Here is a 25129-nt window from a genome sequence, read left to right as displayed (position 1 = left end):
GAAAATGCTGGCCTTCGGCCTTGGCCGCGACTAGGACCGGACTGCATGACTGGCGCAACCGAAAATCAGGCTCCGGATCCGGGTGGCAAAGTCGCGGTGGTTATCGTCGCGGCCGGTCGCGGCGCGCGCGCCGGACAAACCGATGGTCCGAAGCAATATCAACGAATTGGCGGACGCGCCGTCATCGCTCGTGTCATAGACATTTTTCTGGCGCACCCGCTCATCGGCCGGATCGTCGTGGCTATCCATGCCGAGGACCGCGAGCTTTTTCAGCAAGCGGTCGGAACCGATGCGGATCGGGTAACGGCAATTGCCGGAGGCGCGACCAGGCAGGATTCGGTTCGGCTCGGGCTGCAGGCGCTGAGAAGCTACGCGCCGGACAAGGTTCTCATCCACGACGCCGCGCGCCCCTTTGTCGACATGGATCTGATCGACCGCACCATCGCGGCCATCGGCGAACGTGAAGGCGCGCTTCCCGCCCTGCCCGTCGCCGACACGCTGAAACGCGAATCGGAGACCGGTATGGTCGGCGAAACGGTGCCAAGGAGCGGGCTGCACACGGCCCAAACGCCGCAAGGTTTTCCCTTCCTCGCGATCATGACTATGCATGAGCAAGCCTACAACAGCGGCAAATCCGACTTTACCGACGACGCGTCGATCGCCGAATGGATGCAAATGCCGGTGAAGCTCGTTCCCGGATCGCCCGACAATGTCAAACTCACATGGGCACGGGACATCGCCATGGCGCACCAGCGACTTTCCAGCGAGCGGACACACTTTCCCGATATCCGCACCGGCAATGGCTACGATGTCCACGCCTTCGAGCCCGGCGACCATGTTACGCTTTGTGGCGTCGCCATCCCGCATGACAGGAAACTGTCGGGCCATTCCGACGCGGATGTCGGCCTGCACGCCCTGACCGACGCGCTGCTGGCGACCTGCGGGGCCGGCGACATCGGCACGCACTTTCCTCCGTCCGATCCGCAGTGGAAAGGCGCTGCATCGCGGATATTCGTCGAACATGCCGCAAGACTAGTGCGCGAGCGCGGCGGACGCATCGCCAATGCCGATATCACGCTGATCTGCGAGGCGCCGCGCGTCGGCCCGCACCGCGAGGCGATGACATCAGTCCTTTCGCAGATGCTGGGCATTTCCGCCGAGCGCATCTCGGTCAAGGCGACAACCAACGAGAAGCTCGGCTTTGTCGGTCGCGAGGAAGGTATCGCGGCTATCGCCACCGCCAGTGTGGTGTTTCCAGGCGAGGTTCCGGAATGACCAACAGCGAACTGGCGGTCGCCCTGTTTGAGGCGTGCCGGGAGCGCGGCATCATGCTAGCGACCGCGGAAAGCTGTACCGGCGGGATGATCGTCGCCGCGCTGACCGACATTGCCGGTTCTTCCGCCGTGGTCGATCGCGGCTTCATCACCTATTCCAATGAAGCCAAGATGGACATGCTCGGCGTTCGCGCCGCCACGCTCGACGTGCATGGTGCGGTTTCCCGCGAGACAGCCATCGAGATGGCCGCCGGAGCGCTCGCCCGTTCGCGTGCCGGGTTGGCGCTGGCCGTCACCGGCATTGCCGGTCCGGGTGGCGGTTCCAGGGAAAAGCCTGTCGGGCTGGTCTGGTTTGGTGTTGCGGTGAACGGCCGACCCGTGACGGCTGAACGAAAGCTGTTCGCCGACGACGGCCGTGACTTCATCCGCCGGGAAACCGTCCATCATGCACTTGAGCTCGGCTTGCAGGCGCTTGGCGAGAGTCAGGCCGCCGGTTTCTTGCCGTAGATGATGTCGGCGCGCTTTTCAAAGGCCTCGGCGAACATGCGGAAGGCACGATCGAACATCGTGCCCATCAGCGCACCCAGGATGCGGCTCTTGAATTCATAGTCGATGAAGAAGCGCACGGCACAGCCGGCGCCATCCGGCTCGAACCGCCAGACATTGCTCAGATATTTGAACGGGCCGTCGATATACTTCACGTCGATGGCATGTTCGTCGGGCTTGAGCAGCACCTGCGTCGTGAAAGTCTCCCGGATCGCCTTATAGCCGATGCTCATGTCGGCCACGAGGATGGTGCGGCCGTCACGCTCCTTGCGCGAGCGGACCGTCAACGCTTCGCAAAGCGGCAGGAATTGCGGGTAAGTTTCGATGTCGGCGACCAGCGCGAACATCTGCTCAGGCGTGTGGGCGACGCGGCGGGTGGCTTCGAATTTCGGCATGAAACCGGCGTTAGACCAATTTCTGGAGCTGCGCTTCGCGCGCGGCGCGCAGCCGGGCGAAATCGTCGCCGGCATGGTGCGAAGAGCGTGTCAGCGGGCTCGATGCCACCAGCAGGAAACCCTTGGTTTTGCCGATCGTCTCGAAGGACTTGAATTCCTCCGGCGTGACGAAGCGGATCACCGGGTGGTGCTTCTTCGACGGCTGCAGATATTGGCCGATGGTCATGAAGTCGACATTGGCCGAACGCAGATCGTCCATCAATTGCAGGATTTCGTTCCGCTCCTCGCCAAGGCCGACCATGATGCCGGACTTGGTGAAAATGGACGGATCGAGTTCCTTGACCCGCTGCAGCAGCCGGATCGAGTGGAAATAGCGGGCGCCTGGCCGAACCTTCAGATAATTCGACGGCACGGTTTCGAGATTGTGGTTGAAGACGTCGGGCCTGGCCGCCACGACGATCTCCAGCGCGCCTTCCTTGCGCAGGAAATCGGGCGTCAAGATTTCGATGGTCGTCAGAGGCGTTGCCGCCCGGATCGCTCGGATGACATCGGCGAAGTGCTGCGCACCGCCATCGTCGAGATCGTCGCGGTCAACGGAGGTGATGACGACGTGGCTGAGGCCCATTTGCTTGACGGCATGGGCGACACGCGTGGGCTCGTCGGAGTCGAGCGCGGTTGGGATGCCGGTGGCGACATTGCAGAAGGCGCAGGCGCGCGTACAGATCTCGCCCATGATCATGAAGGTGGCGTGCTTCTTTTCCCAGCATTCACCGATGTTCGGACAACCGGCCTCTTCGCATACGGTCACCAGCTTGTGCGATTTCACGATCTCACGTGTCTCGGCATATCCCTTCGACACCGGCGCCTTGACGCGGATCCAGTCCGGCTTGCGCAATACCTCCTGGTCGGGCTTGTGGGCCTTCTCGGGATGCCGCGGCCGCGGCGCGTTGGCGATCGTGTCGAGGACAGTGACCATCTGAACCCTGGCCTTTCTTGCGACCGCCCTTCGGCGATCGTCACTTTAACGTCATCTAAGACTTTTCAGGACAAAGAAAAAGGCTGCAGCGGCGCATGCCGCTACAACCGTTTTCGCATAGCCGAAAACGATATCGACTAACGGCGCACCAGGCGACCGACCCAGATCAGCAGGCAGGCACCGATGAAGCCGGTGATCAGATAGGCGGTCCAGCCGACGCCGAACACGCCGATGTTGAGCGCCTGCAGGACTGCGTTCAGCACCACCGCGCCGACGATGCCCATGATAATGTTCATTAATATGCCGGTGTTGCTCTTCATGACCATTTCGGCCAACCAGCCTGCCAGGCCGCCGATGATGATTGCTGCGATCCAGCCCACGCCGTTCAAGTGCATATGCCTTCTCCTTGCGCCAGTAAAAATGCATTCGGAAACGAACTGCTTCGCCGTCCAGATCCCACGGCTTTGACAGCTGAGTCTCCCGCAGGGAATCTATCATGCGTTCAAGGCGCGGCCATAGGCGTCGAGCACGCTTTCCTTCATCATCTCGGATAGCGTCGGATGCGGGAAGATGGTGTGCATCAGCTCTTCCTCGGTCGTTTCGAGGTTCATCGCCACGACAAAACCCTGGATCAGTTCCGTGACTTCGGCGCCGACCATGTGCGCGCCGAGCAACTGACCGGACTTCTTGTCGAAGATGGTCTTGATGAAGCCTTGGTCTTCCCCAAGCGCGATGGCCTTGCCGTTGGCCGCGAACTGGAAGCGGCCGACGCGGATATCCTTGCCCTCGGCCTTGGCTCTTGCTTCCGTCAGTCCAACCGAGGCGACCTGCGGATTGCAGTAGGTGCAACCAGGGATCTTGAGCTTGTCCGTGGCGTGAACACCGGGGAAGTTCGCGATCTTCTCGACGCACACGACGCCCTCGTGCTCGGCCTTGTGAGCAAGCATGGGCGGACCGGCGACATCGCCGATGGCGTAGATGCCAGGCACATTGGTCTTGCCGTAACCGTCGATGACCACGCAACCGCGCTCGGTCTTAACACCGAGTGCTTCAAGGCCGAGGTTCTCGATATTGCCCTGAACGCCGACGGCCGAGATCATGCGGTCGGCGGTGATCTTCTCGACCTTGCCGTCCTTCATCTCGACATGCGCGGTAACCGAGTTCGCCCCCTTCTCGACCTTGGTCACCTTGGCCTCGAGGATGATCTTCATGCCTTGCTTCTCGAACTGCTTTTGCGCGAATTTCGAGACTTCGGGGTCCTCGACCGGCATCACCGCCGGCAGCAGCTCGACTACCGTGACGTCGGCGCCCATTGTGCGATAGAAGGAGGCGAATTCGATGCCGATGGCGCCTGAGCCCATCACCAGCAGCGACTTCGGCATCTCCTTCGGCACCATGGCTTCGAAATAAGTCCAGATCAGCTTGCCGTCCGGCTCGATGCCGGGCAGAGCGCGTGGCCGGGCGCCGGTCGCCAGGATGATGTGCTTGGCGGTGTAGGTGCCCTCGCCCTTGACGCCTTTCGGCACCGGCGGCTGCGGCTCCATCGGCTTCTTGGCCGTCTTGGAAACCACGATCTCACCGGGTTTGGATAGTTTGGCCTCGCCCCAGATGACGTCGACCTTGTTCTTCTTCATCAGGAAGGCGACGCCGCCATTGAGCCTGAGCGACACTTTTCGCGACCGATCGACGACGGCGGCGGTATCAGCACTGATCTTGCCGCCATCGAGCTTCAGGCCGTAATCCTTCAGATGATCGGAATAATGCATGATCTCGGCCGACCGCAGCAGCGCCTTGGTCGGAATACAGCCCCAGTTCAGACAGATGCCGCCCAGATGCTCGCGCTCGACGATCGCCGTCTTAAAGCCGAGCTGGGCGGAACGCACCGCGGTGACATAGCCGCCCGGGCCGGAGCCGATGATGATGACGTCATAGTTCTCAGCCACGGGTTTTCTCCTTCAATCAGAGTTCCAGCATGACGCGCACGACCGGCGTCAGCGCCTCGCCAATGTTTCGCGTATTCTCGGCATCGAGGTGGACGCCATCGAGAGGTGTTGTTTGCGCCGCCGTGCCAGCGTCGAAGAAGCCGCAGCCGACCTCGTCGGCGAGCGCGGCGTATTGCGGCGCAAGCTGCTTCGAGGCCTCATCGCCGCCGGCGAACATCTCCCTGAAGTCGGCATTTTCGGTGCGGCTGACAAGAGGCGGCGAAACGATCAGGATCTGCGGTGCCGGCCAGTCGAACGGATAGTCGTGGCCACGCACGATATCGATCAGCCGCTGGATGCCTTGCTTGGCGGCAACCGGATTGCCATGGATCCATGGCTTCATGTCATTGGCGCCGAGCATGATGACGATCAGGTCGATGGGCGCATGCGTCGTCAACACCGTCGGCAGCAGCCGCGCGCCGTTGCGGTCGGCTCCGGCGAGATGATCGTCGAAAGCGGTGGTGCGGCCATTGAGCCCCTCGGCGACGACTTGAACGCCTTCGCCGAGCCCTGCTTGCAGCACGCTTGGCCAGCGATCCCCGAGCGCATGACGCCCACCTTCGGCGTTGTAGCCCCAGGTCAGCGAGTCGCCGTAACAAAGCACCGTCTTCATCCGTTCAACCTGCCTTTGTGTCGGCCACGCCGCGCTTCACGCGCCAGCGTACGAACAACCAATGGATGACGATCGTCACCAGGCCCGGCAGGCCGAGACCGGCAACCATCGGCATGTCTTTCCTGACCACCGCGGCGCTGCTGTCGCTATAGAGGATCAGCGCGACCAGCAGGATGAGAAGCGCCACAAAGGCAATCAGCGTCCACTTGCCCGCCCTGGCAACAGCCTCGACCGGATCGTTCGTCAATTGCGCGACGAAGAAGATGAAGGTGACGACAAAAGTCACCAGCACCGAGAACATGAAGACGATGATGTATTCTTCCTCGGCGCCGGTGGCGACAGCCAACCATTGCGCGATAAGGCCGCCGGCCAAGCCGGAAATCAAAAAGGCGAAAAGGCTGGTGAAGAATATCCGCACAGCCTTTTCCTTTCCTAGACCAGCATGCCCATCGGATTCTCGATCAGCTTCTTGAACGCGACCAGCAATTCGGCCCCCAGCGCGCCATCAACCGCACGATGGTCGGTCGACAGCGTCACCGACATCACTGTGGCAATCTTGATCTCGCCATTCCTGACCACCGCCCGCTGCTCGCCCGCGCCGACCGCCAGGATCGTCGCATGCGGCGGGTTGATGACGGCGGCAAAGTCCTTGATGCCGAACATGCCGAGATTGGAGACGGCGGTCGTGCCGCCCTGATATTCCTCCGGCTTCAGCTTGCGGCTGCGGGCGCGGCTGGCCAGGTCCTTCATCTCGTTGGAGATGACCGACAGCGTCTTGTNACGGTCGCGATCTTGATCTCGCCGTTCTTGACCACCGCCCGCTCCTCGCCCGCGCCGACCGCCAGGATCGTCGCATGCGGCGGGTTGATGACGGCGGCAAAGTCCTTGATGCCGAACATGCCGAGATTGGAGACGGCGGTCGTGCCGCCTTGATACTCTTCCGGCTTCAGCTTGCGGCTGCGGGCGCGGCTGGCCAGGTCCTTCATCTCGTTGGAGATGACCGACAGCGTCTTGTCGTCCGCATGCCGGATGATCGGCGTGATCAAGCCACCGGGGATCGACACGGCCACCCCGACATCGGCATGCTTGTGTTTGACCATGGCGCTCTCGGTCCATGAGGCATTGGCATCCGGCACCGCCTTCAGCGCGATCGCCATCGCCTTGATCACCATGTCATTGACCGACAGCTTGTAGGCGGGCGCCTCACCCTTTTCGGTCTTTTTCACCGGCGCTGCGGCATTGAGCTGAGTGCGTAAAGCCAGCAGCGCGTCGAGTTCGCAGTCGAGCGTCAGATAGAAATGCGGGATGGTGGTTTTTGCTTCGACCAGGCGCCGCGCGATGGTCTTGCGCATGTTGTCGTGAGGGACGAGTTCGTAGGAGCCTTGCTCGAACAGTTTCAGCACCTGCTCGTCCGACATCGCCTTCACCGGCGGGGCGGAGGCAGGCGCGCCGGCCGGAGCCTTGGCAGCCGGTGCCGCCTTGGCGCCACCACCGGCAATCGCGGCATCGACGTCAGCCTTGACCACACGGCCGTGCGGGCCGGTGCCTGTGACCGCGGAGACGTCGACACCCGCATCCTTGGCGATACGGCGGGCAAGCGGCGATGCAAAGGTGCGTTCGCCAGCCGCGTTGCCATTGGCGGCCGGAGCCGCCTGCGCCATGGGGACCGCGGCCTCGGCCTTCGGCGCTTCAGCCTTCGGCGCTTCGGCTTTAGGCGCATCGGTTTTCGGAGCTTCGGTTTTCGCCGGTGTGGCGCCGCCGCTTTTCGCCGCCGCGCCGGCATCTTCGCCTTCCGCCGCAAGTACCGCGATCAGCGCGTTGACCTTGACCCCTTCGGTGCCCGCCGGCACGACGAGCTTGGCAACCGTGCCCTCATCGACGGCCTCGACCTCCATCGTCGCCTTGTCGGTTTCGATCTCGGCGATCACGTCGCCGGGCGAAACCTTGTCGCCTTCCTTGACCAGCCACTTGGACAGATTGCCCTCCTCCATCGTGGGCGAGAGTGCCGGCATGGTGATGTTGATTGGCATATTGTCCTCCCACCCGGTTCAGCGATATGCGACGGCTTTGACGGCCTCGATGACTTCGCCGACATTGGGCAAGGCCAGTTTTTCGAGGTTGGCCGCATAAGGCATCGGCACGTCCTTGCCGGCAATGGTGATGACCGGTGCGTCGAGGAAATCGAAGGCGCGCTGCGAGACCTGGTTGGCGATGTGGTCGCCAACCGAATTCTGCGGGTAGCCTTCTTCGACCACGACCAGCCGGTTGGTTTTCTTAACCGAGGCGATGACTGTGTCGAGATCGAGCGGACGGATAGTCCTGAGGTCGATGATCTCGGCGTCGATGCCCATGCCGCGCAGCTCGGCTTCAGCCTTCACCGCATAGGTCATGCCGATGCCGAAGGATACGATGGTAACATCCTTGCCTGCCTTGTGGATGCGCGCCTTGCCGATCGGCAGCACGAAGTCGTCCAGCTTCGGAACGTCGAAGGACTGGCCGTAGAGGATTTCATTCTCGAGGAAGATGACCGGGTTCGGGTCGCGGATCGCTGCCTTGAGCAGGCCCTTGGCGTCGGCGGCCGTATAGGGCATCACGACCTTCAGGCCTGGAATGTGGCTGTACCAGGCGGCATAGCACTGCGAGTGCTGTGCCGCGACACGGGCCGCCGCGCCATTTGGCCCGCGGAACACGATTGGCGCGCCCATTTGGCCGCCCGACATATAGAGCGTCTTGGCGGCGGAATTGATGATCTGGTCGATCGCCTGCATGGCGAAGTTGAAGGTCATGAACTCGACGATCGGCTTCAGCCCAGCCATCGCCGCACCGACACCAACCCCGGCAAAACCATGCTCGGTAATCGGCGTATCGACGACGCGACGCGGCCCAAATTCCTGCAGCAAGCCTTGCGTGATCTTGTAGGCGCCCTGGTATTCGGCGACTTCCTCACCCATCACGAAGACATCGCCGTCGCGGCGCATTTCCTCGGCCATGGCATCGCGCAGCGCCTCGCGTACCGTGGTCGAGACCATTTCAGTGCCGGCAGGAATGTCCGGATCGGCAGCGAGTTTGGCCGCCGGGGCGGCGGGGACGGAGGCTTTCGGCGCCTCTCCAGCATCCTGCGGCGCCCGTTGCGAGCCTTCCTCGGCCGCGTCGGCGCGCTGGCCACCAGTTGACACCGCGTCCTGCGTGGAGGCGGGAGCCGCCTTGGAGCCCTTGTCGATGTCGCCAGAACTTTCGCCATCCTGCAGCAGAACGGCGATGGGGGTGTTGACCTTGACGCCTTCGGTGCCGGCGGCGATCAGGATCTTGCCCAGCGTACCTTCGTCGACGGCTTCGACTTCCATCGTCGCCTTGTCGGTTTCGATCTCGGCGATGACGTCGCCGGCGACGACCTTGTCGCCCTCGTTCTTCAACCACTTGGAAAGATTGCCCTCTTCCATGGTCGGCGAGAGGGCGGGCATCAGAATTTCGATCGGCATGTCCTGGCCCTCCCTTACAATACGATATCGGTCCAGAGCTCGGACGGATCCGGCTCCGCGTCGTGCTGGGCAAATTCGGCGGCGTCGGCGACGATGTCGCGAACCTCCTTGTCGACGGTCTTGAGTTCGTCCTCGGTCGCCCACTTCTTCTCGATGAGCCGCGCCTTGACCTGCTCGATCGGATCATGATCGGAGCGCATCTTCTGGACTTCTTCCTTGGAGCGGTATTTCGCCGGGTCGGACATCGAGTGGCCGCGATAGCGATACGTCTGCATTTCCAGAATGATCGGCCCGTTGCCGGCACGGCACCACTCGGTAGCCAGATCGCCAGCCGCCTTGACCGCACGCACATCCATGCCGTCGACCTGGATACCCGGAATCTTGAACGACGCGCCACGATGCGATAAATTGGTTTCCGCCGAAGAGCGCGACACCGAGGTGCCCATGGCGTAGCGGTTGTTCTCGATGATGTAGATCACCGGCAGCTTCCACAGCGAGGCCATGTTGAAGCTTTCGTAGACCTGGCCCTGGTTGGCGGCGCCGTCGCCGAAATAGGTCAGCGAGACATTGTTGTTGTCGCGGTAGCGGTTGGCAAAAGCCAGACCTGTTCCAAGCGACACCTGTGCACCGACAATGCCGTGACCGCCATAGAAATGCTTCTCCTTGGAGAACATGTGCATGGAGCCGCCCTTGCCCCTGGACAAGCCGCCGCGGCGTCCGGTCANGAAATGCTTCTCCTTGGAGAACATGTGCATGGAGCCGCCCTTGCCCCTGGACAAGCCGCCGCGGCGTCCGGTCAGCTCGGCCATCACGCCACGCGGCGACAGCTCCATCGCCAGCATGTGGCCGTGATCGCGATAGGCCGTGATCATCTGATCGCCGTCGATCAGCGCCATCTTCATGCCGGTGACGACCGCTTCCTGGCCGATATAGAGGTGACAGAAACCGCCAATGAAGCCCATGCCGTAGAGCTGGCCGGCCTTCTCCTCGAAGCGACGGATGAGCAGCATGTGCCGGTAGGCGGCAAGCTCTTCGTCCTTGGTGAAGTCAATAGGCTTGGGTGCTGATAGACCGGACTTGCCGTCGGATTTCGATTTGGCAGGCGCTCTTCTGGCTGCGGTGGCCATGCATCACTCCCTGTTGGCGTCTCTTTGCGGACACTGGAGCAAGATCAAACTGCTCCGGGGAGATCGCCCTCCCCTTCGATTTATGGGAGGCTAACACGTAGAAAGGCGTTCCGCCATGTCGAAATTGCATAGCTGGCATGCGCCTAAGCAATTAAAATCATTGAAAATATTGTTGATTAACCTGAAACTGGTTACTTCGCCAGAGCCGGCAGCATGATGGTGATCTCGTCGGCCTGCGACAGATTGAGTGCCTTGCGCGCCTGCTCATCGAGCATGTCCTTCTCCAGCGTGCCGTCATGCATGAGCTTGACACGCCGCTCAAGGTCCATCCTGCGTGCCTTGATCGCATCGAGCTGCCCCTGCAAAGCGACCGTCTCGGCCTCGAGCTTGTATTTCGAATTGATGCCGAATTCACCGTGATAGGCATGGAAGCCGAAATAAGCCAGGAACAGCACGCACAGCGAGGGAACGATCAGCCGGCCGGTGTTTCTCTGCTTGTGCTGACGCGTCCACATGACCGATCCCCGTGCCGCGAACTCGAACGGCTCGAAGTCTTTTTCGCCTGATTGTGCTTAACGGACGGTTACGGGAGACCGCCGTGCCGGCCTGAAATGAAAAAGGGCGGGATGTCCCGCCCTCTCCGTATCAACAATGTGCGGCGGGATCAGTCCTTGATCACGGACTTGCCGGCATAATGCGCCTGCTTGCCGAGTTCTTCCTCGATCCGGATCAGCTGGTTGTATTTGGCCATACGGTCCGAGCGCGACAGCGATCCGGTCTTGATCTGTCCGCAATTGGTGGCGACGGCGAGATCGGCGATGGTCGAATCCTCGGTCTCGCCCGAACGGTGCGACATGACGGCGGTGTAGGCAGCCTTGTGCGCGGTCTCGACGGCGTCGAGCGTCTCGGTCAGCGAGCCGATCTGGTTGACCTTGACCAGGATCGAATTGGCGACGCCCATGCGGATGCCGTCGCGCAGGCGCGCCGTGTTGGTGACGAAGAGATCGTCGCCGACAAGCTGCGTCTTCTTGCCGATCAGGTCGGTCAGGTACTTCCAGCCTTCCCAATCGTCCTCGGCAAGGCCATCCTCGATCGAGATGATCGGATAGTCGGCGGCGAGCTTGGCGAGATACTTGGCCTGCGCCTTGGGATCGCGCGTTTTCTTCTCGCCCTCATAGACATAGTTGCCGTCCTTGAAGAACTCGGTCGCGGCGCAATCGAGGCCGAGCGCGATCTCTTCGCCCGGTTTGAATCCGGCCTTCTCGATCGATTCCATGATGAAGTCGAGCGCCACCGGCGCGCTCTTCAGATTCGGCGCGAAGCCGCCCTCGTCGCCGACATTGGTGTTGTGGCCGGCATCCTTCAGCTTCTTGCGCAGCGTGTGGAAGATTTCCGAGCCCCAGCGCACGCCTTCGCGCAGCGTCGGCGCGCCGACCGGAAGGATCATGAATTCCTGGAAGTCGATCGGGTTGTCGGCATGCGCGCCGCCATTGATGATGTTCATCATCGGCACGGGCAGGACATGCGCCTTGGTGCCGCCGACATAGCGGTAGAGCGGCAGCCCGGCGGCCTCGGCAGCGGCCTTCGCGACCGCCAGCGAAACGCCCAAAATGGCGTTGGCGCCGAGCCGGCTCTTGTTGGGCGTGCCATCAAGTTCGATCATGGTCTGATCGATATGGATCTGGTTTTCGGCTTCCATGCCGCCGATCGCCTCGAACAATTCGCCATTGACCGCCTCGACGGCCCTGAGCACGCCCTTGCCAAGGTAGCGGGCGCCGCCGTCACGAAGCTCGACGGCTTCGTGTGCTCCGGTGGAGGCACCCGACGGCACAGCGGCGCGGCCCATCGAACCGTCTTCGAGAACAACATCGACCTCGACGGTCGGGTTTCCACGGCTGTCCAGGATTTCACGCCCGACAATGTCGATGATGGCGGTCATTGCGATGTCCTCGATTGATCTGGAGAAAACGTCGCGCCCGTCTTAGCCAAAGCGACGCAAAAGGCAATCGGGGCCTGATCGAATAGTGCCGCCCGCCCGATTCACGAAGCGCAATTTCCTGTCATCATAAGTCATGCCACCGGACGCGCATTCCAGGTTAAGATTGTTATCGCGCGGGGCGAAACAGGAGGGGTTCGCCATGTCTGAGTTGAGCGGTATTGTCAGTCTGTTTCTGATCGCCGCGGCGTTTCTGACGTCATGCGACAACCAGCAGTCGCCGCCAAAGGCTACTGCCTCTTTGCCGGCTTTGCACGCTAGCGAGTAGCGTTACGTTTGAATCAAAAGGGGGCCGTAGAACGGCCCCCTTTTTCCAATTATGGCGTCAATGCCAGTAGGGCGCGACCTTGTAATATTCGTATGACTCGTCGCGCGCGCTCTCGCCATCCGCGCCGGCCAGTTCGTTGATCGAATGGGCAGGCGCTGCCTTCAGCTGTTCCTTGGAGAATGGTATGACATATCCGCCTCTTGCCTCATCATAGTCGAGGCTTGCCCAGGGGATGGCGTGGTACTTCTCGCCAATGCCGAGAAAGCCGCCAAATCCGATCACCGCGAACATGATGCCGTTCGACGTCTTGTCGAGCATNCTACACGACGCTCTTCCGATCTGTACTTCTCGCCAATGCCGAGAAAGCCGCCAAATCCGATCACCGCGAACATGATGCCGTTCGACGTCTTGTCGAGCATGACGTCCTCGATGCTGCCGATGCTGTCGCCTTGGGTGTTGTAGACGGTCGTGCCGATGACTCGTGAAGCGGCAATGGCTTCGGTGTGACCTGTTTGCGTCGTCATTGTTTGCTCCTCGTTGTCGTTAATCCGCACTTTGACAATGAGGGGCGCGGGCGAAAGTTCCCGACTTTTTTGGCGGGCTGCCCAATCACTCCGCGAGGATGAAAGTCACCTTCATATTGACGCGATAGGCTGCGATCTTGCCATCCTCGACGACGATCTTCTGATCCTGGATCCAGGCGCCTTCGACGTTCTTCAGGGTCTTCGCGGCGCGCGCAATCCCCTTCTCGATGGCGTCTTGAAAGCTTTTCCTGGACGACGAGGTGATTTCGGTGACACGGGCGACGGACATTGGCTTCCTCCTGCCAAAGCGCTCATTTGCCGGACAAGCCTACAACCGGGGCTTATTCGCTACAAGACATTGGCTTTTCAGCCCTTTGCTATCCTGTCGAAGGCCATGAGCCTTTCCAGCAGTGCCGGCATATCCTTCAGCGGCAGCATGTTGGGACCATCGGAGGAAGTCGAATTGTCCGGGTCCTGGTGGGTCTCGATGAACACGCCGGCAACGCCCACGGCAACGGCCGCGCGGGCCAGCGTCTCGACAAAGCGGCGCTCCCCGCCAGACGATCCGCCCTGCCCGCCCGGCTGCTGCACCGAATGGGTGGCGTCGAAGATCACCGGGGCGCCGATCTCGGCCATGACGGGCAGAGCGCGCATATCCGACACCAGCGTGTTGTACCCGAAAGAAGCGCCGCGCTCGGTGGTCAGCACATTGGCATTGCCGGAGCCGGTGATCTTGGCGACCACGTTTTTCATGTCCCAGGGTGCGAGGAACTGCCCCTTCTTCACATTGATGACCTTGCCCGTCCTCGCGGCGGCGACGAGCATATCGGTCTGGCGCGACAGGAAGGCCGGAATCTGCAGCACGTCGACATGCGGCGCCACGATCGCGCACTGTTCCTCGGTGTGGACATCGGTCAGCACGGGAAGCGAGAATTCCTTGCGCAACTCGTCGAAGACGGGAAGCGCGGCGTCCATGCCGGCACCCCGCGTTGCTGACAGCGAGGTGCGATTGGCCTTGTCGTAACTCGTCTTGTAGACGAGGCCGATGCCGAGCCTGCCGGTCAGCTCCTTCAGCGTGCCGGCCATATCGAAGGCGTGCTGGCGCGATTCGAACTGGCAAGGGCCGGCGATCAGCGCCAGCGGTCCGGTATTGTCGAAGACGACGTTGCCGACGGTTACCGACGAATTGGGCGCCAGGGGGTTGCTCATGGGATCTCCCGAAAGATGAAAGCCGCGCCCTGCCCGGATGCCGGCCGCACGATGATGTCATTGCCCGACATATCGTGCTGGATGGCATTGGCCGCAAGCAGGCGTGCGGTGGCGCCAATGTCGGGGATCGAAAAAACCACGGCGGCGAAGTGCAATTCTGATGGCGTACCGGCCGTTATTCCGAAGCGCGCCGTGAAAGCAGCGGCGTCCAGCACGGTCAAGCCTGCGTTCGGCAGATGAAAAACGCCGTCGTGCGCATCGGCGGCCTGATCATTGACCGCCACTGAAATCAGCCGATGCTGCTCGGCGGAAGCGCTGCTGATTGCAATCACCTCGACAATTCCGTCGACCCCATTGGGGTGAGCCTGCAAGGCTCCTCGGTCTACTCTCGGCGCGTTGATGCGCTGACAGGCAAAAAGAAACGCGTCCGTTTGGCCAGGAGCCGCGGCAAAGGCGAGCTTGAACGACGCCGTATGGCTTTTGCCCGCCGAATCGGTAAAGGCTCGGGAGAAGCTCAGCTTGTCTCCAGCCGACAGACCCGCTTCGACATAGCGTTGATGGTCGCCATCCGCATTGTCCGTGCCGAGGACCACCGCGGAAAATCCCTCGTTGCCACGACTTTCCCGATAGAGGCGATCTCGCGCAACGAAGACATTGCCCTCGGCAGCCGCCTCTGTCGCAGCCTGTTTACGGCCAATCGCAAGCGGCTCCAGATAGGAGCCGTCGGCGAGGAAAACGCAGCAGTTTTCCGTGCCAAACGGATGGATTCCGGTCGGAGCGACGACGAAGCCAAGGGCGTTAAGCCGGGCACGCGCCGCATCAAGGCTCTGCGTCGGCAGAACCAGATGATCGAGCGGATGAATGTCTGACGAGGTCATGGAAGCGCGATGTGCATCATTCGGAAGATCGGTTCAAGACTTGATCGCAATGCCGCCGGCGGCGGCCCCGCAACAACCAACTGGAAGAGTCTTGGACATTCGCTTCCGCCGCAACTGGACTTGACGTGGGGCTATCCCCCGCACGGATCAGCTTCGGGCCACGACATCAGCGGAATAGCGCAGCTCGCGCAATGGTTTGACCTTGCTGGTGGTCTGCGCATAGAGCGGGTGCGCCTTGTAGGCTGCCAGCGCCGCGTCATCGGCGAATTCCGCGTAGACGACGACATCGACTTCATCCGACAGCGGGTCGACCTTGGTGTTCAACGTGACCTCGAAGAGGCTGGAATGAGGAATGTCACCAAGCGCCAGCAGTCCGGTGCGAACTGCTTCCACATCTTCCTTGCGCCGCGCGCTGAAGAAAACGATATGCCGGATCAATCCCGCCTCCTCGATCTGAAATGTCGAGGTCTTTTGTGACGGCGGTCTCTTTGCGTCAACCGGTCATGGCGCCACGCGTCCTTGCGACGCGCCTCGATCGGGCTGGCCCTCGTCTCACCGCGGTGAGCACCCCAAATGAGGCGCCAGGCTGCTATCTCAAGAAGGATATCAGGCTTTTCCGGTGACGTAGCGCACGACATGGGAGAGTTCCCTGACCGTGACGTCAAGATACCGGCCCTGATTGTAGAGACCGTCCCAGATCAGAAAGAACGCGATGGCGGCAATGACAATCACATAACGCATGGCCAAAGCTATCGCACTAGCGCTGCGGCTGCCATAGACGTTTTCGATTTCGGGCAGCAGCCTGACGCAAGGCGGCGTATGCCAGCCACCCGCGTGGCGCAGTCCAGCTCTTGGCATGCCTCTTGAAGTTCCGCCTCATCGAGTGGAAGATTGGCGCAGGCATTCATCGGAAAGCGCTGAAGCTCGGGCTAATGGTCGCGCGCTTCGTTCGAGCCCGCCTGTCGCCGGATCCGCAGGCAACCCGGGACTAGGCAACGGCGTTCGAACCCGGCGAATGAACCAAGAGAACCGCGGCTCGGCAATTGCGCCGGCACCACGGAGATCCAGGGGCATGGAATGGCACACGGGGAACAGGATGGCATAGCGCCGGGCGACGTGGTCAGGCTCGACGAGTTCAATTTCGCCGAGAGCGTCAAGGGCCTGCCGGCCAAAGCGCGCATGGTGCTGTCGGCGGCGATGAACCTGCCGCGCGGTTCGCTGAAAGTCTGGATGCCGGACGGCCGCGCCGTTCTCGTCGGCGGCAAGGCGCCGGGGCCCGATGCAGAACTGGTGCTCAAGAACTGGCGCCTGCCGGGCCGCGCCTTTTCCGGCGGCACAATTGGTGTTGCCGAATCCTATATGGACGGCGATTGGGAAAGCCCTGACGTCACCAGCTTCCTGGAATTGTTCGTGGTCAACTCCGCCTTCGGTGAGAGGGTTGCGGGCGGCGCCAGCTGGCTCATCAACACAGTCCAGCGCATCCGTCACTGGTTCAACGAGAACACACGCACGGGATCGAAGCGTAATATCTCGGCGCACTACGATCTCGGCAACGCCTTCTACAAGGAATGGCTCGACCCGAGCATGACCTATTCCTCGGCGCTTTACGCCAATGGCGTCAACGATCTCGAGAGCGCCCAGGCCGCCAAATACCGGGCGCTGGCCAGGGATACGGGCGTAGGCGCGAAGGATCATGTGCTGGAGATAGGCTGCGGTTGGGGCGGCTTTGCCGAATTCGCCGCACGCGAAATCGGTTGCCGAGTCACCGGATTGACCATCAGCCGCGAGCAGCACGACTTCGCCAAGGCGCGCATCGCCAAGGCCGGCCTTGCCGAGAAGGTCGACATCAAGTTGCAGGATTACCGCGACGAAACGGGCACCTACGATCGCATCGCCTCGATCGAGATGTTCGAGGCGGTCGGCGAGAAATACTGGCCGGTGTTCTTCTCCAAGATGAAGGACTGCCTGAAGCCCGACGGCATGGCTGGACTGCAGATCATCACCATCAACGAAGCCGCCTACGACACCTATCGCGCCAGGCCGGATTTCATCCAGCGCTACGTTTTCCCGGGCGGCATGCTGCCGACGCCGTCCATATTGAAATCACTTGGCGCCGCGCACGGCCTTGCCCATCTGCGCGAACGCGTTTTCCCCGAGGACTATGCCCGTACGCTTGCCGAATGGCGCCAGCGTTTCCGAGGGTCGTGGGAGAAAATCGTACCGCTCGGTTTCGACGATCGTTTCAAGAAGCTCTGGGAGTTCTACCTGCACTATTGCGAAGCCGGCTTCCGAGCCAGCTACATTGATGTGCGCCAGGTGGTCTACAAGGCGTAGCCTGTGCGGGCGGCATTTCCACCGATGCGCTGGATCTTGTCATGCCGGTAGTCAAGGGGCGATTCGTGCCGCCGGCCCCTCCAAGGATCTGACATGCGGCCAAGGCTGACCGCACCAGTTTTTGACGGCCTGATCAGAGAAGGATGCGATATCTGGCAAAGCCAGCTTCGCCCTCGCCGGCAGGTTCGATCTTAAGCGACTTCACATCGGCGATGAAGTCCTTTGCCTTGACGCCGGTGTCGAAGACGACGCTGGTTCCCGGCAACGGCGCGAACGACCAGTTATCGTCGGCCGACGGGTTGATGGTGCCCTGGCTGACGATGTATCGAACGATGACATCGCGGTTGGTGTCCGGCGCCTCGTAGATGATCTTCGAGGCATTGATGTCAGGGAAATTGCCACCGCCGCCGGCCCGGTAATTGTTGGTCGCGACAACGAATTTCGCTGCCGGATCAATGGGTTTTCCGTCGAACATAAGCTCAACAATGCGATTGGAACCGGCATTGGCGATGCCGCCCTTGGAATCGTATTTCGGCGGCTGCGACAGGTCTATCCTGTAGGTGACGCCGTCGATCACGTCGAAATTGTAGGATGGAAAATCAGTGTTGATCAGAACCTGGTCGGTCTTCCCGGCCTCGATTCGGTTGAAAATGCCGGCCGACATTTCCAGCCATTCCTTGACCTGAGCCCCCGTAATTTCCACGGCGCGCACCGTGTTGGGATAGAGGTAGAGGTCGGCGACGTTCTTGATCGCGATGTCGCCCGCCGGCACGTCGGTATAGTAGTCGGCGCCGTTGCGTCCACCGGCTTTGAACGGGGCCGCCGCCGATAGCAACGGCACGTCCTTCCACTGTGTGCTTTTCAATATGTCCTTCAGGTACCAGGTTTGCGCCTGGCTGACGACCTGTACCGACGGGTCGTCCGCGACCAGCGCGAAATAGGAATAGAGCGGCGCGGACGTCTTGCCGACAGGGCGGCGTACATAGGCGAGGGTCGCTTGGTGGTCTTGCTCGAGAGCGGCGATGATGCGCTTGTCGTCCGGGACGGTCGGCTTGTTCTTGCTGTCGACACGCTCGAAGATGGGCCGCGCCTCCGATGTCGCCGAGACCACTTTCCACTTCGACCCGTCGCGCTCCAGCATCAGGTCGATCAGGCCCATATGCGAGCCCCAGAAACCGCCCATGACGGCGGGCTTGCCCTGCAGCGTCCCCTTCTGTGCGTCAACGCCCTCGAGCGCCTGGAAATCTTTCTTGCCGGGGAAGACCAGATGCTGGTGTCCGGTGAAGACCGCGTCGATGCCTTCGACGCCTGCGACAAAGAACGAGGCATTCTCCATCATGTCACCCTGCTTGACGTCGATGCCGGAATGCGAGAGCGCGATGACGATGTCGGCGCCCTCCTCCTTCATCCGCGGCACCCACGCCCTCGCCGCTTCGACGATGTCGCGCGTCTTGACGTTGCCTTCGAGGTTCTTGAGGTCCCAGACCATGATCTGCGGCGGCACGAAACCGATGATGCCGACCCTGATCGGCTGTTCCGCGCCTGACCCGTCCTTGATCTTCTTGTCCAGGATTATGTAGGGCTTGAGGTAGAGCTTGTCGTCGCGCGGGTTGGCGGCAAGCTCGGTACCCCGGATCAGATTAGCGCAGACGAACGGGAAATTGGCGCCGGCCAGCACCTTGTCCAGAAAGGACAGGCCGTAGTTGAATTCGTGATTGCCTAGCGTCGAACACTCGTAGCCGAGCAGGTTCATGCCTTTCATGATCGGATGGAGATCGCCCTCCTTCAGGCCCTTCTCATAGGCGATGTAGTCGCCCATCGGGTTGCCCTGCAAAAGGTCGCCATTGTCGATCAGCATCGAATTGGCGGCTTCCTTGCGCACCGCGTCGATGAGGGAGGCCGTGCGCGACAGGCCCATCGTGTCATTGGCTTTGTCGGCGTAGTAGTCATAAGGCAGCACGTTCACATGGATATCGGTGGTTTCCATGATCCTTAGATGCGCCTGGTTGGCCTGCGCCCGGGCGGAGAAGGGGTGAAGCACGATCAGCGCCCCTGTGGCGGCGGCCCCCGCCAGGAGACCACGGCGAGAGACGGGGTGGAGCAGTTGCGACATGTTTTCTCCTTCTTCGACGACCTGACGAGCCCTGCCCCGAAGCGAACTTCGCGCTGAAATCAGCTCAAGTCCACTCAAGAAGTCGCGCGCATCGGCACGCCAATCCATCAGCAACAGATGACGGCCGGATGAAAGGCGCGGTGAAGAAAGTCAGGTCTTGTCGTCGTCGCCCTGGGTGATCAACCGGGCGCTGCGCTGGCCTGTGACGTAGATCCAAAGCCAGCTCAGCGAAACCGCCAGCCGGTTGCGAAAGCCGATCAGGAAATAGATATGGGCAATGCCCCACAGCGACCATGCGAGCCAGCCGGTCAGCTTGATCCAGCCGAAATCGATCGCGGCGGCGCGCTTGCCGATCGTCGCCAGATCGCCGGCGTGCTTGTAGTGGAAAGGCCGCGGGCTGGTGTCGCCGGCAAGCCTGGCCTTGACGGTCGCGGCAACATGCCGTCCCTCCTGCTTGGCGGAAGGGGCCACGCCGGGCACCGGCCGCCCGTCGGGCCGCAGCACGTGGGCGGCGTCGCCGATGACAAAAATCTCCGGGCTGCCGGGCACGCTGAGATCAGGCTCGACCAGCACTCTGCCCGCCCGATCCGCTTTCGCTCCCAGCCACTCGGCGGCTGGCGAAGCGGCAACGCCGGCTGCCCACAGGATCGTGCGGGCCGGTAGAACCGTGTCGCCAAAAACCACGCCGTCGGCATCGCAGCGCGTAACGGCCCGGCCGAGCTCGACCGAAACGCCAAGCCGTTCCAGCTCCTTCCCGGCGTAGTCGGAGAGCTTTGGCGCGAAATTGGCCAGAATGCGGTCGCCGGCCTCGATCAGCACCACGCGCGTCTGGCGCGTATCGATGTTGCGGAATTCGCCGCGCAGCGTGTCTTGTGCCAGTTCGGCAATGGTTCCGGCGAGTTCGACCCCGGTCGGCCCGCCGCCGACGATGGCAATGGTCAGCAGTGCCTCGCGCCTGGCAGCGTCGGGTTCCCGCTCCGCCTGCTCGAAGGCCAGAAGAATGCGGCGCCGAATGGTGGTGGCGTCCTCCAAAGTCTTCAAGCCCGGCGCGAAAGGCTCCCACTCGTCATGGCCGAAATAGGCATGGCGCGCCCCGGTGGCGAGCACCAGCGTGTCGTAGGCGACGGCGCTGCCGTCGTCGAGCAGAACGCGTTTGCCGGCCCGGTCGACACCCGTGACATTGGCGAGCAGCGTGGTCACATCCCTGCGCTTGCGCAAGAGATGGCGGATCGGCCAGGCAACCTCCGAGGTTGCAAGCGCCGTGGTTGCCACCTGATAGAGCAGCGGCTGGAACAGATGATGGTTGCGCTTGTCGATCATGGTGATGCGCACCGGTGCGCCGGCCAGTGCGCGGGTGAATTCGAGACCGCCGAACCCGGCGCCAACGACGACGACATGATGTCTGGCATCGCTCATTTGATTCACCCCTGATGGCAAGATTGCCTGCCCTAGATGTAGGTATCTTGTGCAATGCAACAATGGCAGGACAGTGCTTGAGACTCGTCGTTCCATGTCGTGAATGCACATGTTCTATCGTATCGCGAGGTATAGCGTCATCGAACGTGAGATGAGGTGAGGCATGGCTAACGATCATGACAACCAGGGCCCGGCGCAATACTCTTCGCCGCCCTGCTTCATGCACGAGCTCGACCCTGCGTTCCAGGCACCACTCAGCGACTGGACCGACGTGCGGCGTTGGCGCAAAGCCGAGCGCGAAAGGCTGATCTCCGCCCGACTTGAAGTTTCCGCCGATGCCCGAACGGCAATGTCGCAACGCATCGCCGGCGGGCTGGATGCACTTGTCGGGGAGATCGCGGGCCGCATGGTCAGCCTTTACTGGCCATTTCGCGGCGAGCCGGATCTGCGGCCCTGGATGGCGTCCGTCAATGAGCGTGGCGGCCGCACCGCACTGCCGATCGTGGTCGAGAAAGGGCAACCGCTGATCTTCCGCGCCTACAAACCGGGCGACCGGTTGGAAAAGGGCGTCTGGAACATCCCGATTCCGGCAGAGGGTGATCCGGTGCTGCCGGACATCGTCATCTCGCCCATTGTCGGCATTGATCCGGCAAGCTATCGCCTGGGCTATGGCGGCGGCTTCTTCGACCGTACGCTGGCCGCCATGCCGTTCAAGCCACTGGTCATCGGCGTCGGCTACGAAATGCAGCGTATCGCCACCATCTATCCGCAGCCGCACGACATCCCGATGGATCGGATCGTGACGGAGACGGCCACGGTATAGGGCTCTACGCCATCTCCGGCTTCAGACCCATTGCCGTGCGGTCGACGATTTCGCGCAGGGCGAAGGACGAATTGATCTTCGTCACATGCGGCATCGCCGACAACCATTCCTTGTGGATGCGCTCGTAGTCGACGAGATCCTTGGCCGCGATCCGCAGGATATAGTCGTACTCGCCCGACATCAGGTGGCAAGACAGCACGTTGGGGCAGCGTTTGATCGCTGCCTCGAAATCCGACAGCGTCTTCTCGAACTGGCCGGAGAGCGATATGTGGACGATCGCCGTCATCTGGTGGCCAAGGGCCGCGTTGGACAGCCGGGCGTGATAGCCGCGGATGGTTCCGGACTTCTCCAAATTGTCGAGCCGGCGAGAGCAGGCCGACTGCGATAGGCCGACCTTCTCGGCAAGCGCCGCGTTCGGCATCCGCCCGTCCTTCTGCAAAGTCTCCAGAATGGCGATATCAATCCTGTCGAGCGGCATTTTTCGTGATTCCTGCGAAAAAGCGTAAGATTTTTGCAACGACTATCGAAACCAGCCTGTTCACGCAAGCGCATTCGCAAACACCTGCACGCCGATTCATGGTTCACTCCAGCACTACAGGGAGTGAGCCCAAAAGGGCCCGGATCAGGAGAAGAAAATGCGCATCGGCTGCCCCAAGGAAATCAAGAACCATGAATACCGTGTCGGCCTAACGCCAGGCTCGGTCCGCGAATATGTCGCCCATGGCCACGAAGTGCTGGTCGAGACCGGCGCGGGCGCCGGCATCGGTGCCGATGACAACGCCTATCGCGCCGCTGGCGCCGTCATCGCCAAGACGGCCGCCGACGTGTTCGCCAAGTCGGACATGATCGTCAAGGTCAAGGAGCCGCAGCCCAATGAATGGGCGCAGCTGCGCGAAGGCCAGATCCTGTACACCTATCTCCATTTGGCTCCGGATCCGGAGCAGACCAAGGGCCTGCTCGCCTCGGGCGTCACCGCGATCGCCTACGAAACCGTGACCGATGATCGTGGCGGCCTGCCGCTGCTGGCGCCGATGTCGGAAGTCGCCGGCCGCTTGTCGATCCAAGCCGGCGCCACGGCGCTGCAGAAGGCCAATGGCGGCCGCGGCGTGCTGCTCGGCGGCGTGCCCGGCGTGCTGCCCGGCAAGGTCACCGTGCTTGGCGGCGGCGTCGTTGGTCTGCACGCGGCCCGCATGGCCGCCGGCCTTGGCGCGGATGTCACCATCATCGACCGCTCGATCCCGCGCCTGCGCCAGCTTGACGACCTCTTCGCCGGCCGGATCCACACCCGCTACTCGACCGTCGAGGCGCTCGAGGAAGAATGCTTCTCCGCCGACATCGTCGTCGGCGCCGTGCTCATCCCGGGCGCCGCCGCACCGAAGCTCGTCAGCCGCGAAATGCTGTCCGGCATGAAGAAAGGCTCGGTACTGGTCGATGTCGCGATCGACCAGGGCGGCTGCTTCGAGACCTCGCACGCGACCACCCATGCCGAGCCCACCTACGAGGTCGACGGCGTGATCCACTACTGCGTTGCCAACATGCCAGGTGCCGTGCCGGTGACCTCGGCCCACGCGCTCAACAACGCGACGCTGCACTATGGTCTGCAACTCGCGGACAAGGGCCTGAAGGCTCTGGTCGATGACCATCACCTGCGCAACGGCCTCAATGTCCACAAGGGTAAGATTACCAACCGCGCGGTCGCCGAAGCGCTCGGCTACGAACTGGTCGAGCCGAAAGCAGTGCTGGCGGCTTAAGGCTTCCTTCAGTCTTCCCCGCCGGCTCGAACCGGCGGGTTTGTTCTAGAGCAATCGGCACAGGCAACAAAAAAGCGGAGCCAAAGCCCCGCTTCCTCGATATCGAGATTGCCGCCGGTTCATCCGCGGTCGGCCAATCGATCGACACTGGCTTTCTAGCGCGTATATGCGACAGCAGTACGACAGAGACTTTCTGCCGCCAATCCTAGATCTCATGCGCGCTCGACGCGGCACTGATAGCAATTGTTGCGGGCCGAGCGGACATGCACATAGGCAATGTCCTCACGCTCCAACAAAGTCTCGGCTCGTGCGGCAATTGCTGCGGTCGGGATGACGCCACCGCTGCCGTAGACGATGCGATCATCGCCGCCATAGCCGCGCACGATATAGTCTGGGCTGTCGAGGATCTCCGGCGGCTCCCCTGTCCCGGCGGCACGCTCGCATTCCTGGGCATGCAGGAAGATCGGCCCGGTTTCTGCATAGGGCTGAGGGTCTGGAAATGGCCGGTAGGCGAGGATGAGATAGACATCGCCGGCGGCGATATTCCTGAGGCAATGACGGCAGGGCATCCCGTCGCCGTCAGAGACTTTCCGCTCGGGCGTCCGGCCATAGGCATCGGGGCCGCCGCGCTGCAGGGCCCTGACATTTTCGGTCGGCAGAGCTGTGAATTGGATGGTCATCGCAAGATCTCCGGTACTGGTGACCGGAAACTATGCGCTCGCCGCCGTGCTTCCCACCCGATTCCCGCCAAGCGTCGTCAGATCGACCCTTTCGAGCTCAAGGAAGGCCACCGAAATCGGCTAATCAGTTCGACAATCCTTTGATGAATTGCCGAAGCAGCGGCAGATTCCGGCTGAGTTACGGCCGCATGACGCTGGCCGAGCGCTCGGCGAAAGGTAGGGGATGCACGACTTCCTTCTTCTGCGCGACCGGCTGGAAACCGAGCTTCTGGTAGAGCGGTAGCGCGGCCGGGTGGTCGAGCGTGCAGGTCTGCACCGTCACCCTTTTCGGCCCATATGACCATGCGGCGGCAATCGCCGAACCAAGGAACCAGCGACCGATGCCTTGACCGGTGGCATGTTCCATCATGCCGAAATAGGCGAGTTCGACTTCCTCGGGCAGATGCGGCTTGAGATCGAAGAAGCCGGCTGGCGCACCGTCGAGATAGAGCACCCTGATATCGCGATCCTCGCGGTGGATTCCGGCCGACAACTCATCGTCATTCAGCCTCAGAACATTCACCCACTGCCATTTGCGTCCCACCCGGTCCATGAGGTAGCGATAAAAATGCAAGGGAATGTCCCTGGTCTTCAGCAGCGCTACCTGGCGGTTGTAGGGTACCGGTGGCGAGACGGGCGGTGGGGCATGCATTTCGAGAAAAGTCACAGTGACCTCAATGTCCTGCAGCACGCCGTTTTCCATCAA

At 61.7% G+C, this 25129-nt stretch carries 26 protein-coding genes and 2 pseudogenes; 5 read left to right on the top strand and 23 right to left on the bottom strand.

What is annotated here, in order from left to right:
* Window positions 1-45 precede the first annotated feature (45 nt).
* Both X742_RS148365 and X742_RS148370 read left to right on the top strand, forming a co-directional pair.
* The gene (locus X742_RS148365; RefSeq protein ID WP_023773676.1) at window positions 46-1275 is read left to right on the top strand and encodes a bifunctional 2-C-methyl-D-erythritol 4-phosphate cytidylyltransferase/2-C-methyl-D-erythritol 2,4-cyclodiphosphate synthase; all 1230 of its coding nucleotides are present in this window, start codon (window positions 46-48) and stop codon (window positions 1273-1275) included.
* Window positions 1272-1781, top strand: coding sequence for a CinA family protein (locus X742_RS148370; RefSeq protein WP_023773675.1), 510 nt, complete (start codon window positions 1272-1274; stop codon window positions 1779-1781). Before X742_RS148365 ends, X742_RS148370 begins: the two co-directional genes overlap by 4 nt.
* Here the strand turns inward: X742_RS148370 and X742_RS148375 are convergent.
* The 18 genes and pseudogenes from X742_RS148375 to X742_RS01000000170375 all read right to left on the bottom strand — a co-directional run bounded on the left by X742_RS148375 (window position 1757) and on the right by X742_RS01000000170375 (window position 16125).
* Window positions 1757-2215, bottom strand: coding sequence for a type II toxin-antitoxin system RatA family toxin (locus X742_RS148375; RefSeq protein ID WP_023773674.1), 459 nt, complete (start codon window positions 2213-2215; stop codon window positions 1757-1759). The two genes, X742_RS148370 and X742_RS148375, sit on opposite strands and share 25 nt — an antisense overlap.
* 10 nt (window positions 2216-2225) lie before the next feature.
* Window positions 2226-3191 (bottom strand): lipoyl synthase, encoded by a 966-nt coding sequence (gene lipA / locus X742_RS148380; RefSeq protein WP_023773673.1) that lies wholly within the window; start codon window positions 3189-3191, stop codon window positions 2226-2228.
* Between the two features lie 137 nt (window positions 3192-3328).
* Window positions 3329-3586: a GlsB/YeaQ/YmgE family stress response membrane protein gene (locus tag X742_RS148385; RefSeq protein ID WP_023773672.1), complete on the bottom strand. Its 258-nt coding sequence runs from the start codon at window positions 3584-3586 to the stop codon at window positions 3329-3331.
* Between the two features lie 99 nt (window positions 3587-3685).
* Entirely contained in the window at window positions 3686-5134 is a 1449-nt protein-coding gene (gene lpdA / locus X742_RS148390) for a dihydrolipoyl dehydrogenase (RefSeq protein ID WP_023773671.1), read from the bottom strand.
* Between the two features lie 16 nt (window positions 5135-5150).
* Window positions 5151-5786, bottom strand: a complete 636-nt coding sequence (locus X742_RS148395; protein WP_023773670.1) for an SGNH/GDSL hydrolase family protein — start codon at window positions 5784-5786, stop codon at window positions 5151-5153.
* Between the two features lie 4 nt (window positions 5787-5790).
* Window positions 5791-6204, bottom strand: coding sequence for a hypothetical protein (locus X742_RS148400; RefSeq protein ID WP_023773669.1), 414 nt, complete (start codon window positions 6202-6204; stop codon window positions 5791-5793).
* 14 nt (window positions 6205-6218) lie between these two features.
* Window positions 6219-6563, bottom strand: a pseudogene (locus X742_RS0137660) (2-oxo acid dehydrogenase subunit E2); the annotation flags it as partial.
* Window positions 6533-7816 carry a pyruvate dehydrogenase complex dihydrolipoamide acetyltransferase gene (locus X742_RS0137655; protein WP_245275586.1) on the bottom strand — a complete coding sequence of 428 codons (1284 nt, stop codon included), beginning with the start codon at window positions 7814-7816 and terminating at the stop codon, window positions 6533-6535. The gene X742_RS0137655 and the pseudogene X742_RS0137660, both read right to left, overlap by 31 nt.
* An 18-nt stretch (window positions 7817-7834) precedes the next feature.
* Entirely contained in the window at window positions 7835-9265 is a 1431-nt protein-coding gene (locus tag X742_RS148405; protein ID WP_023773668.1) for a pyruvate dehydrogenase complex E1 component subunit beta, read from the bottom strand.
* 14 nt (window positions 9266-9279) lie between these two features.
* Window positions 9280-10392 carry a pyruvate dehydrogenase (acetyl-transferring) E1 component subunit alpha gene (locus tag X742_RS148410; RefSeq protein ID WP_023773667.1) on the bottom strand — a complete coding sequence of 371 codons (1113 nt, stop codon included), beginning with the start codon at window positions 10390-10392 and terminating at the stop codon, window positions 9280-9282.
* Window positions 10393-10583: 191 nt separating this feature from the next.
* Window positions 10584-10907, bottom strand: a complete 324-nt coding sequence (locus X742_RS148415) for a septum formation initiator family protein (RefSeq protein WP_023773666.1) — start codon at window positions 10905-10907, stop codon at window positions 10584-10586.
* A gap of 149 nt (window positions 10908-11056) precedes the next feature.
* Window positions 11057-12331, bottom strand: coding sequence for a phosphopyruvate hydratase (gene eno, locus X742_RS148420; RefSeq protein ID WP_023773665.1), 1275 nt, complete (start codon window positions 12329-12331; stop codon window positions 11057-11059).
* A 382-nt stretch (window positions 12332-12713) separates the two neighbouring features.
* A pseudogene (locus X742_RS1000000176755) lies at window positions 12714-13180 on the bottom strand (PRC-barrel domain-containing protein).
* 85 nt (window positions 13181-13265) lie between these two features.
* Window positions 13266-13469: a dodecin family protein gene (locus tag X742_RS148425; RefSeq protein WP_015317939.1), complete on the bottom strand. Its 204-nt coding sequence runs from the start codon at window positions 13467-13469 to the stop codon at window positions 13266-13268.
* Window positions 13470-13546: 77 nt separating this feature from the next.
* On the bottom strand, window positions 13547-14389 hold the full coding sequence (kdsA, locus tag X742_RS148430) for a 3-deoxy-8-phosphooctulonate synthase (protein ID WP_031241255.1): 843 nt from the start codon (window positions 14387-14389) through the stop codon (window positions 13547-13549).
* A complete protein-coding gene (locus X742_RS148435; RefSeq protein WP_023773662.1) occupies window positions 14386-15267 on the bottom strand; it encodes a VOC family protein in 882 nt (293 codons plus the stop codon). The genes kdsA and X742_RS148435 overlap by 4 nt, the downstream gene beginning before the upstream one ends.
* Before the next feature lie 147 nt (window positions 15268-15414).
* Window positions 15415-15705 carry a Dabb family protein gene (locus X742_RS148440; protein ID WP_023773661.1) on the bottom strand — a complete coding sequence of 97 codons (291 nt, stop codon included), beginning with the start codon at window positions 15703-15705 and terminating at the stop codon, window positions 15415-15417.
* 168 nt (window positions 15706-15873) lie between these two features.
* A complete protein-coding gene (locus X742_RS01000000170375; RefSeq protein WP_032924904.1) occupies window positions 15874-16125 on the bottom strand; it encodes a hypothetical protein in 252 nt (83 codons plus the stop codon).
* A gap of 219 nt (window positions 16126-16344) precedes the next feature.
* Here X742_RS01000000170375 and X742_RS148445 point away from each other — a divergent pair, with 219 nt between their 5' ends.
* Window positions 16345-17601 (top strand): cyclopropane-fatty-acyl-phospholipid synthase family protein, encoded by a 1257-nt coding sequence (locus X742_RS148445; RefSeq protein WP_023773659.1) that lies wholly within the window; start codon window positions 16345-16347, stop codon window positions 17599-17601.
* Between the two features lie 133 nt (window positions 17602-17734).
* On the opposite strand, the gene X742_RS148450 is transcribed toward X742_RS148445, so the two are convergent.
* Both X742_RS148450 and X742_RS148455 read right to left on the bottom strand, forming a co-directional pair.
* Window positions 17735-19714, bottom strand: coding sequence for a bifunctional 2',3'-cyclic-nucleotide 2'-phosphodiesterase/3'-nucleotidase (locus tag X742_RS148450; protein ID WP_023773658.1), 1980 nt, complete (start codon window positions 19712-19714; stop codon window positions 17735-17737).
* Window positions 19715-19864: 150 nt separating this feature from the next.
* Complete coding sequence (locus X742_RS148455) at window positions 19865-21130, bottom strand: NAD(P)/FAD-dependent oxidoreductase (RefSeq protein ID WP_023773657.1); 1266 nt, start codon at window positions 21128-21130, stop codon at window positions 19865-19867.
* A gap of 163 nt (window positions 21131-21293) precedes the next feature.
* On the opposite strand from X742_RS148455, the gene X742_RS148460 reads away from it, so the two are divergent.
* A complete protein-coding gene (locus X742_RS148460; protein ID WP_023773656.1) occupies window positions 21294-21953 on the top strand; it encodes a 5-formyltetrahydrofolate cyclo-ligase in 660 nt (219 codons plus the stop codon).
* Window positions 21954-21957: 4 nt separating this feature from the next.
* Here the strand turns inward: X742_RS148460 and X742_RS148465 are convergent, their stop codons facing one another.
* Window positions 21958-22431 (bottom strand): Lrp/AsnC family transcriptional regulator, encoded by a 474-nt coding sequence (locus tag X742_RS148465; RefSeq protein WP_015317948.1) that lies wholly within the window; start codon window positions 22429-22431, stop codon window positions 21958-21960.
* Between the two features lie 157 nt (window positions 22432-22588).
* Here X742_RS148465 and ald point away from each other — a divergent pair, with 157 nt between their 5' ends.
* Window positions 22589-23704: an alanine dehydrogenase gene (gene ald, locus X742_RS148470; protein WP_023773655.1), complete on the top strand. Its 1116-nt coding sequence runs from the start codon at window positions 22589-22591 to the stop codon at window positions 23702-23704.
* Window positions 23705-23916: 212 nt separating this feature from the next.
* On the opposite strand, the gene X742_RS148475 is transcribed toward ald, so the two are convergent.
* Together X742_RS148475 and X742_RS148480 are read right to left on the bottom strand one after the other, a co-directional pair.
* Window positions 23917-24384, bottom strand: a complete 468-nt coding sequence (locus X742_RS148475; protein ID WP_023773654.1) for a DUF1203 domain-containing protein — start codon at window positions 24382-24384, stop codon at window positions 23917-23919.
* 178 nt (window positions 24385-24562) lie between these two features.
* Window positions 24563-25126, bottom strand: a complete 564-nt coding sequence (locus X742_RS148480; protein WP_023773652.1) for a GNAT family N-acetyltransferase — start codon at window positions 25124-25126, stop codon at window positions 24563-24565.
* Between the last annotated feature and the right edge of the window lie 3 nt (window positions 25127-25129).

This window comes from Mesorhizobium sp. LNHC229A00, from assembly GCF_000502415.1.
GTDB lineage: Bacteria > Pseudomonadota > Alphaproteobacteria > Rhizobiales > Rhizobiaceae > Mesorhizobium.
This window is presented reverse-complemented; position numbering and strand designations above follow the sequence as displayed.

What these genes read in the sequence shown, in the direction of transcription:
- X742_RS148475 (WP_023773654.1), bottom strand. Translation starts at nt 24,384, where the DNA reads ATGACCATCCAATTCACAGCTCTGCCGACCGAAAATGTCAGGGCCCTG.
- X742_RS148480 (WP_023773652.1), bottom strand. Translation starts at nt 25,126, where the DNA reads ATGGAAAACGGCGTGCTGCAGGACATTGAGGTCACTGTGACTTTTCTC.
- ald (WP_023773655.1), top strand. Translation starts at nt 22,589, where the DNA reads ATGCGCATCGGCTGCCCCAAGGAAATCAAGAACCATGAATACCGTGTC.
- X742_RS148370 (WP_023773675.1), top strand. Translation starts at nt 1,272, where the DNA reads ATGACCAACAGCGAACTGGCGGTCGCCCTGTTTGAGGCGTGCCGGGAG.
- X742_RS148385 (WP_023773672.1), bottom strand. Translation starts at nt 3,586, where the DNA reads ATGCACTTGAACGGCGTGGGCTGGATCGCAGCAATCATCATCGGCGGC.
- kdsA (WP_031241255.1), bottom strand. Translation starts at nt 14,389, where the DNA reads ATGAGCAACCCCCTGGCGCCCAATTCGTCGGTAACCGTCGGCAACGTC.
- X742_RS148395 (WP_023773670.1), bottom strand. Translation starts at nt 5,786, where the DNA reads ATGAAGACGGTGCTTTGTTACGGCGACTCGCTGACCTGGGGCTACAAC.
- eno (WP_023773665.1), bottom strand. Translation starts at nt 12,331, where the DNA reads ATGACCGCCATCATCGACATTGTCGGGCGTGAAATCCTGGACAGCCGT.
- lipA (WP_023773673.1), bottom strand. Translation starts at nt 3,191, where the DNA reads ATGGTCACTGTCCTCGACACGATCGCCAACGCGCCGCGGCCGCGGCAT.
- X742_RS148450 (WP_023773658.1), bottom strand. Translation starts at nt 19,714, where the DNA reads ATGTCGCAACTGCTCCACCCCGTCTCTCGCCGTGGTCTCCTGGCGGGG.
- X742_RS148365 (WP_023773676.1), top strand. Translation starts at nt 46, where the DNA reads ATGACTGGCGCAACCGAAAATCAGGCTCCGGATCCGGGTGGCAAAGTC.
- X742_RS148435 (WP_023773662.1), bottom strand. Translation starts at nt 15,267, where the DNA reads ATGACCTCGTCAGACATTCATCCGCTCGATCATCTGGTTCTGCCGACG.
- X742_RS148455 (WP_023773657.1), bottom strand. Translation starts at nt 21,130, where the DNA reads ATGAGCGATGCCAGACATCATGTCGTCGTCGTTGGCGCCGGGTTCGGC.
- X742_RS148375 (WP_023773674.1), bottom strand. Translation starts at nt 2,215, where the DNA reads ATGCCGAAATTCGAAGCCACCCGCCGCGTCGCCCACACGCCTGAGCAG.
- X742_RS148445 (WP_023773659.1), top strand. Translation starts at nt 16,345, where the DNA reads ATGGCACACGGGGAACAGGATGGCATAGCGCCGGGCGACGTGGTCAGG.
- X742_RS01000000170375 (WP_032924904.1), bottom strand. Translation starts at nt 16,125, where the DNA reads ATGCCAAGAGCTGGACTGCGCCACGCGGGTGGCTGGCATACGCCGCCT.
- X742_RS148465 (WP_015317948.1), bottom strand. Translation starts at nt 22,431, where the DNA reads ATGCCGCTCGACAGGATTGATATCGCCATTCTGGAGACTTTGCAGAAG.
- X742_RS148425 (WP_015317939.1), bottom strand. Translation starts at nt 13,469, where the DNA reads ATGTCCGTCGCCCGTGTCACCGAAATCACCTCGTCGTCCAGGAAAAGC.
- X742_RS148405 (WP_023773668.1), bottom strand. Translation starts at nt 9,265, where the DNA reads ATGCCGATCGAAATTCTGATGCCCGCCCTCTCGCCGACCATGGAAGAG.
- X742_RS148415 (WP_023773666.1), bottom strand. Translation starts at nt 10,907, where the DNA reads ATGTGGACGCGTCAGCACAAGCAGAGAAACACCGGCCGGCTGATCGTT.
- X742_RS148460 (WP_023773656.1), top strand. Translation starts at nt 21,294, where the DNA reads ATGGCTAACGATCATGACAACCAGGGCCCGGCGCAATACTCTTCGCCG.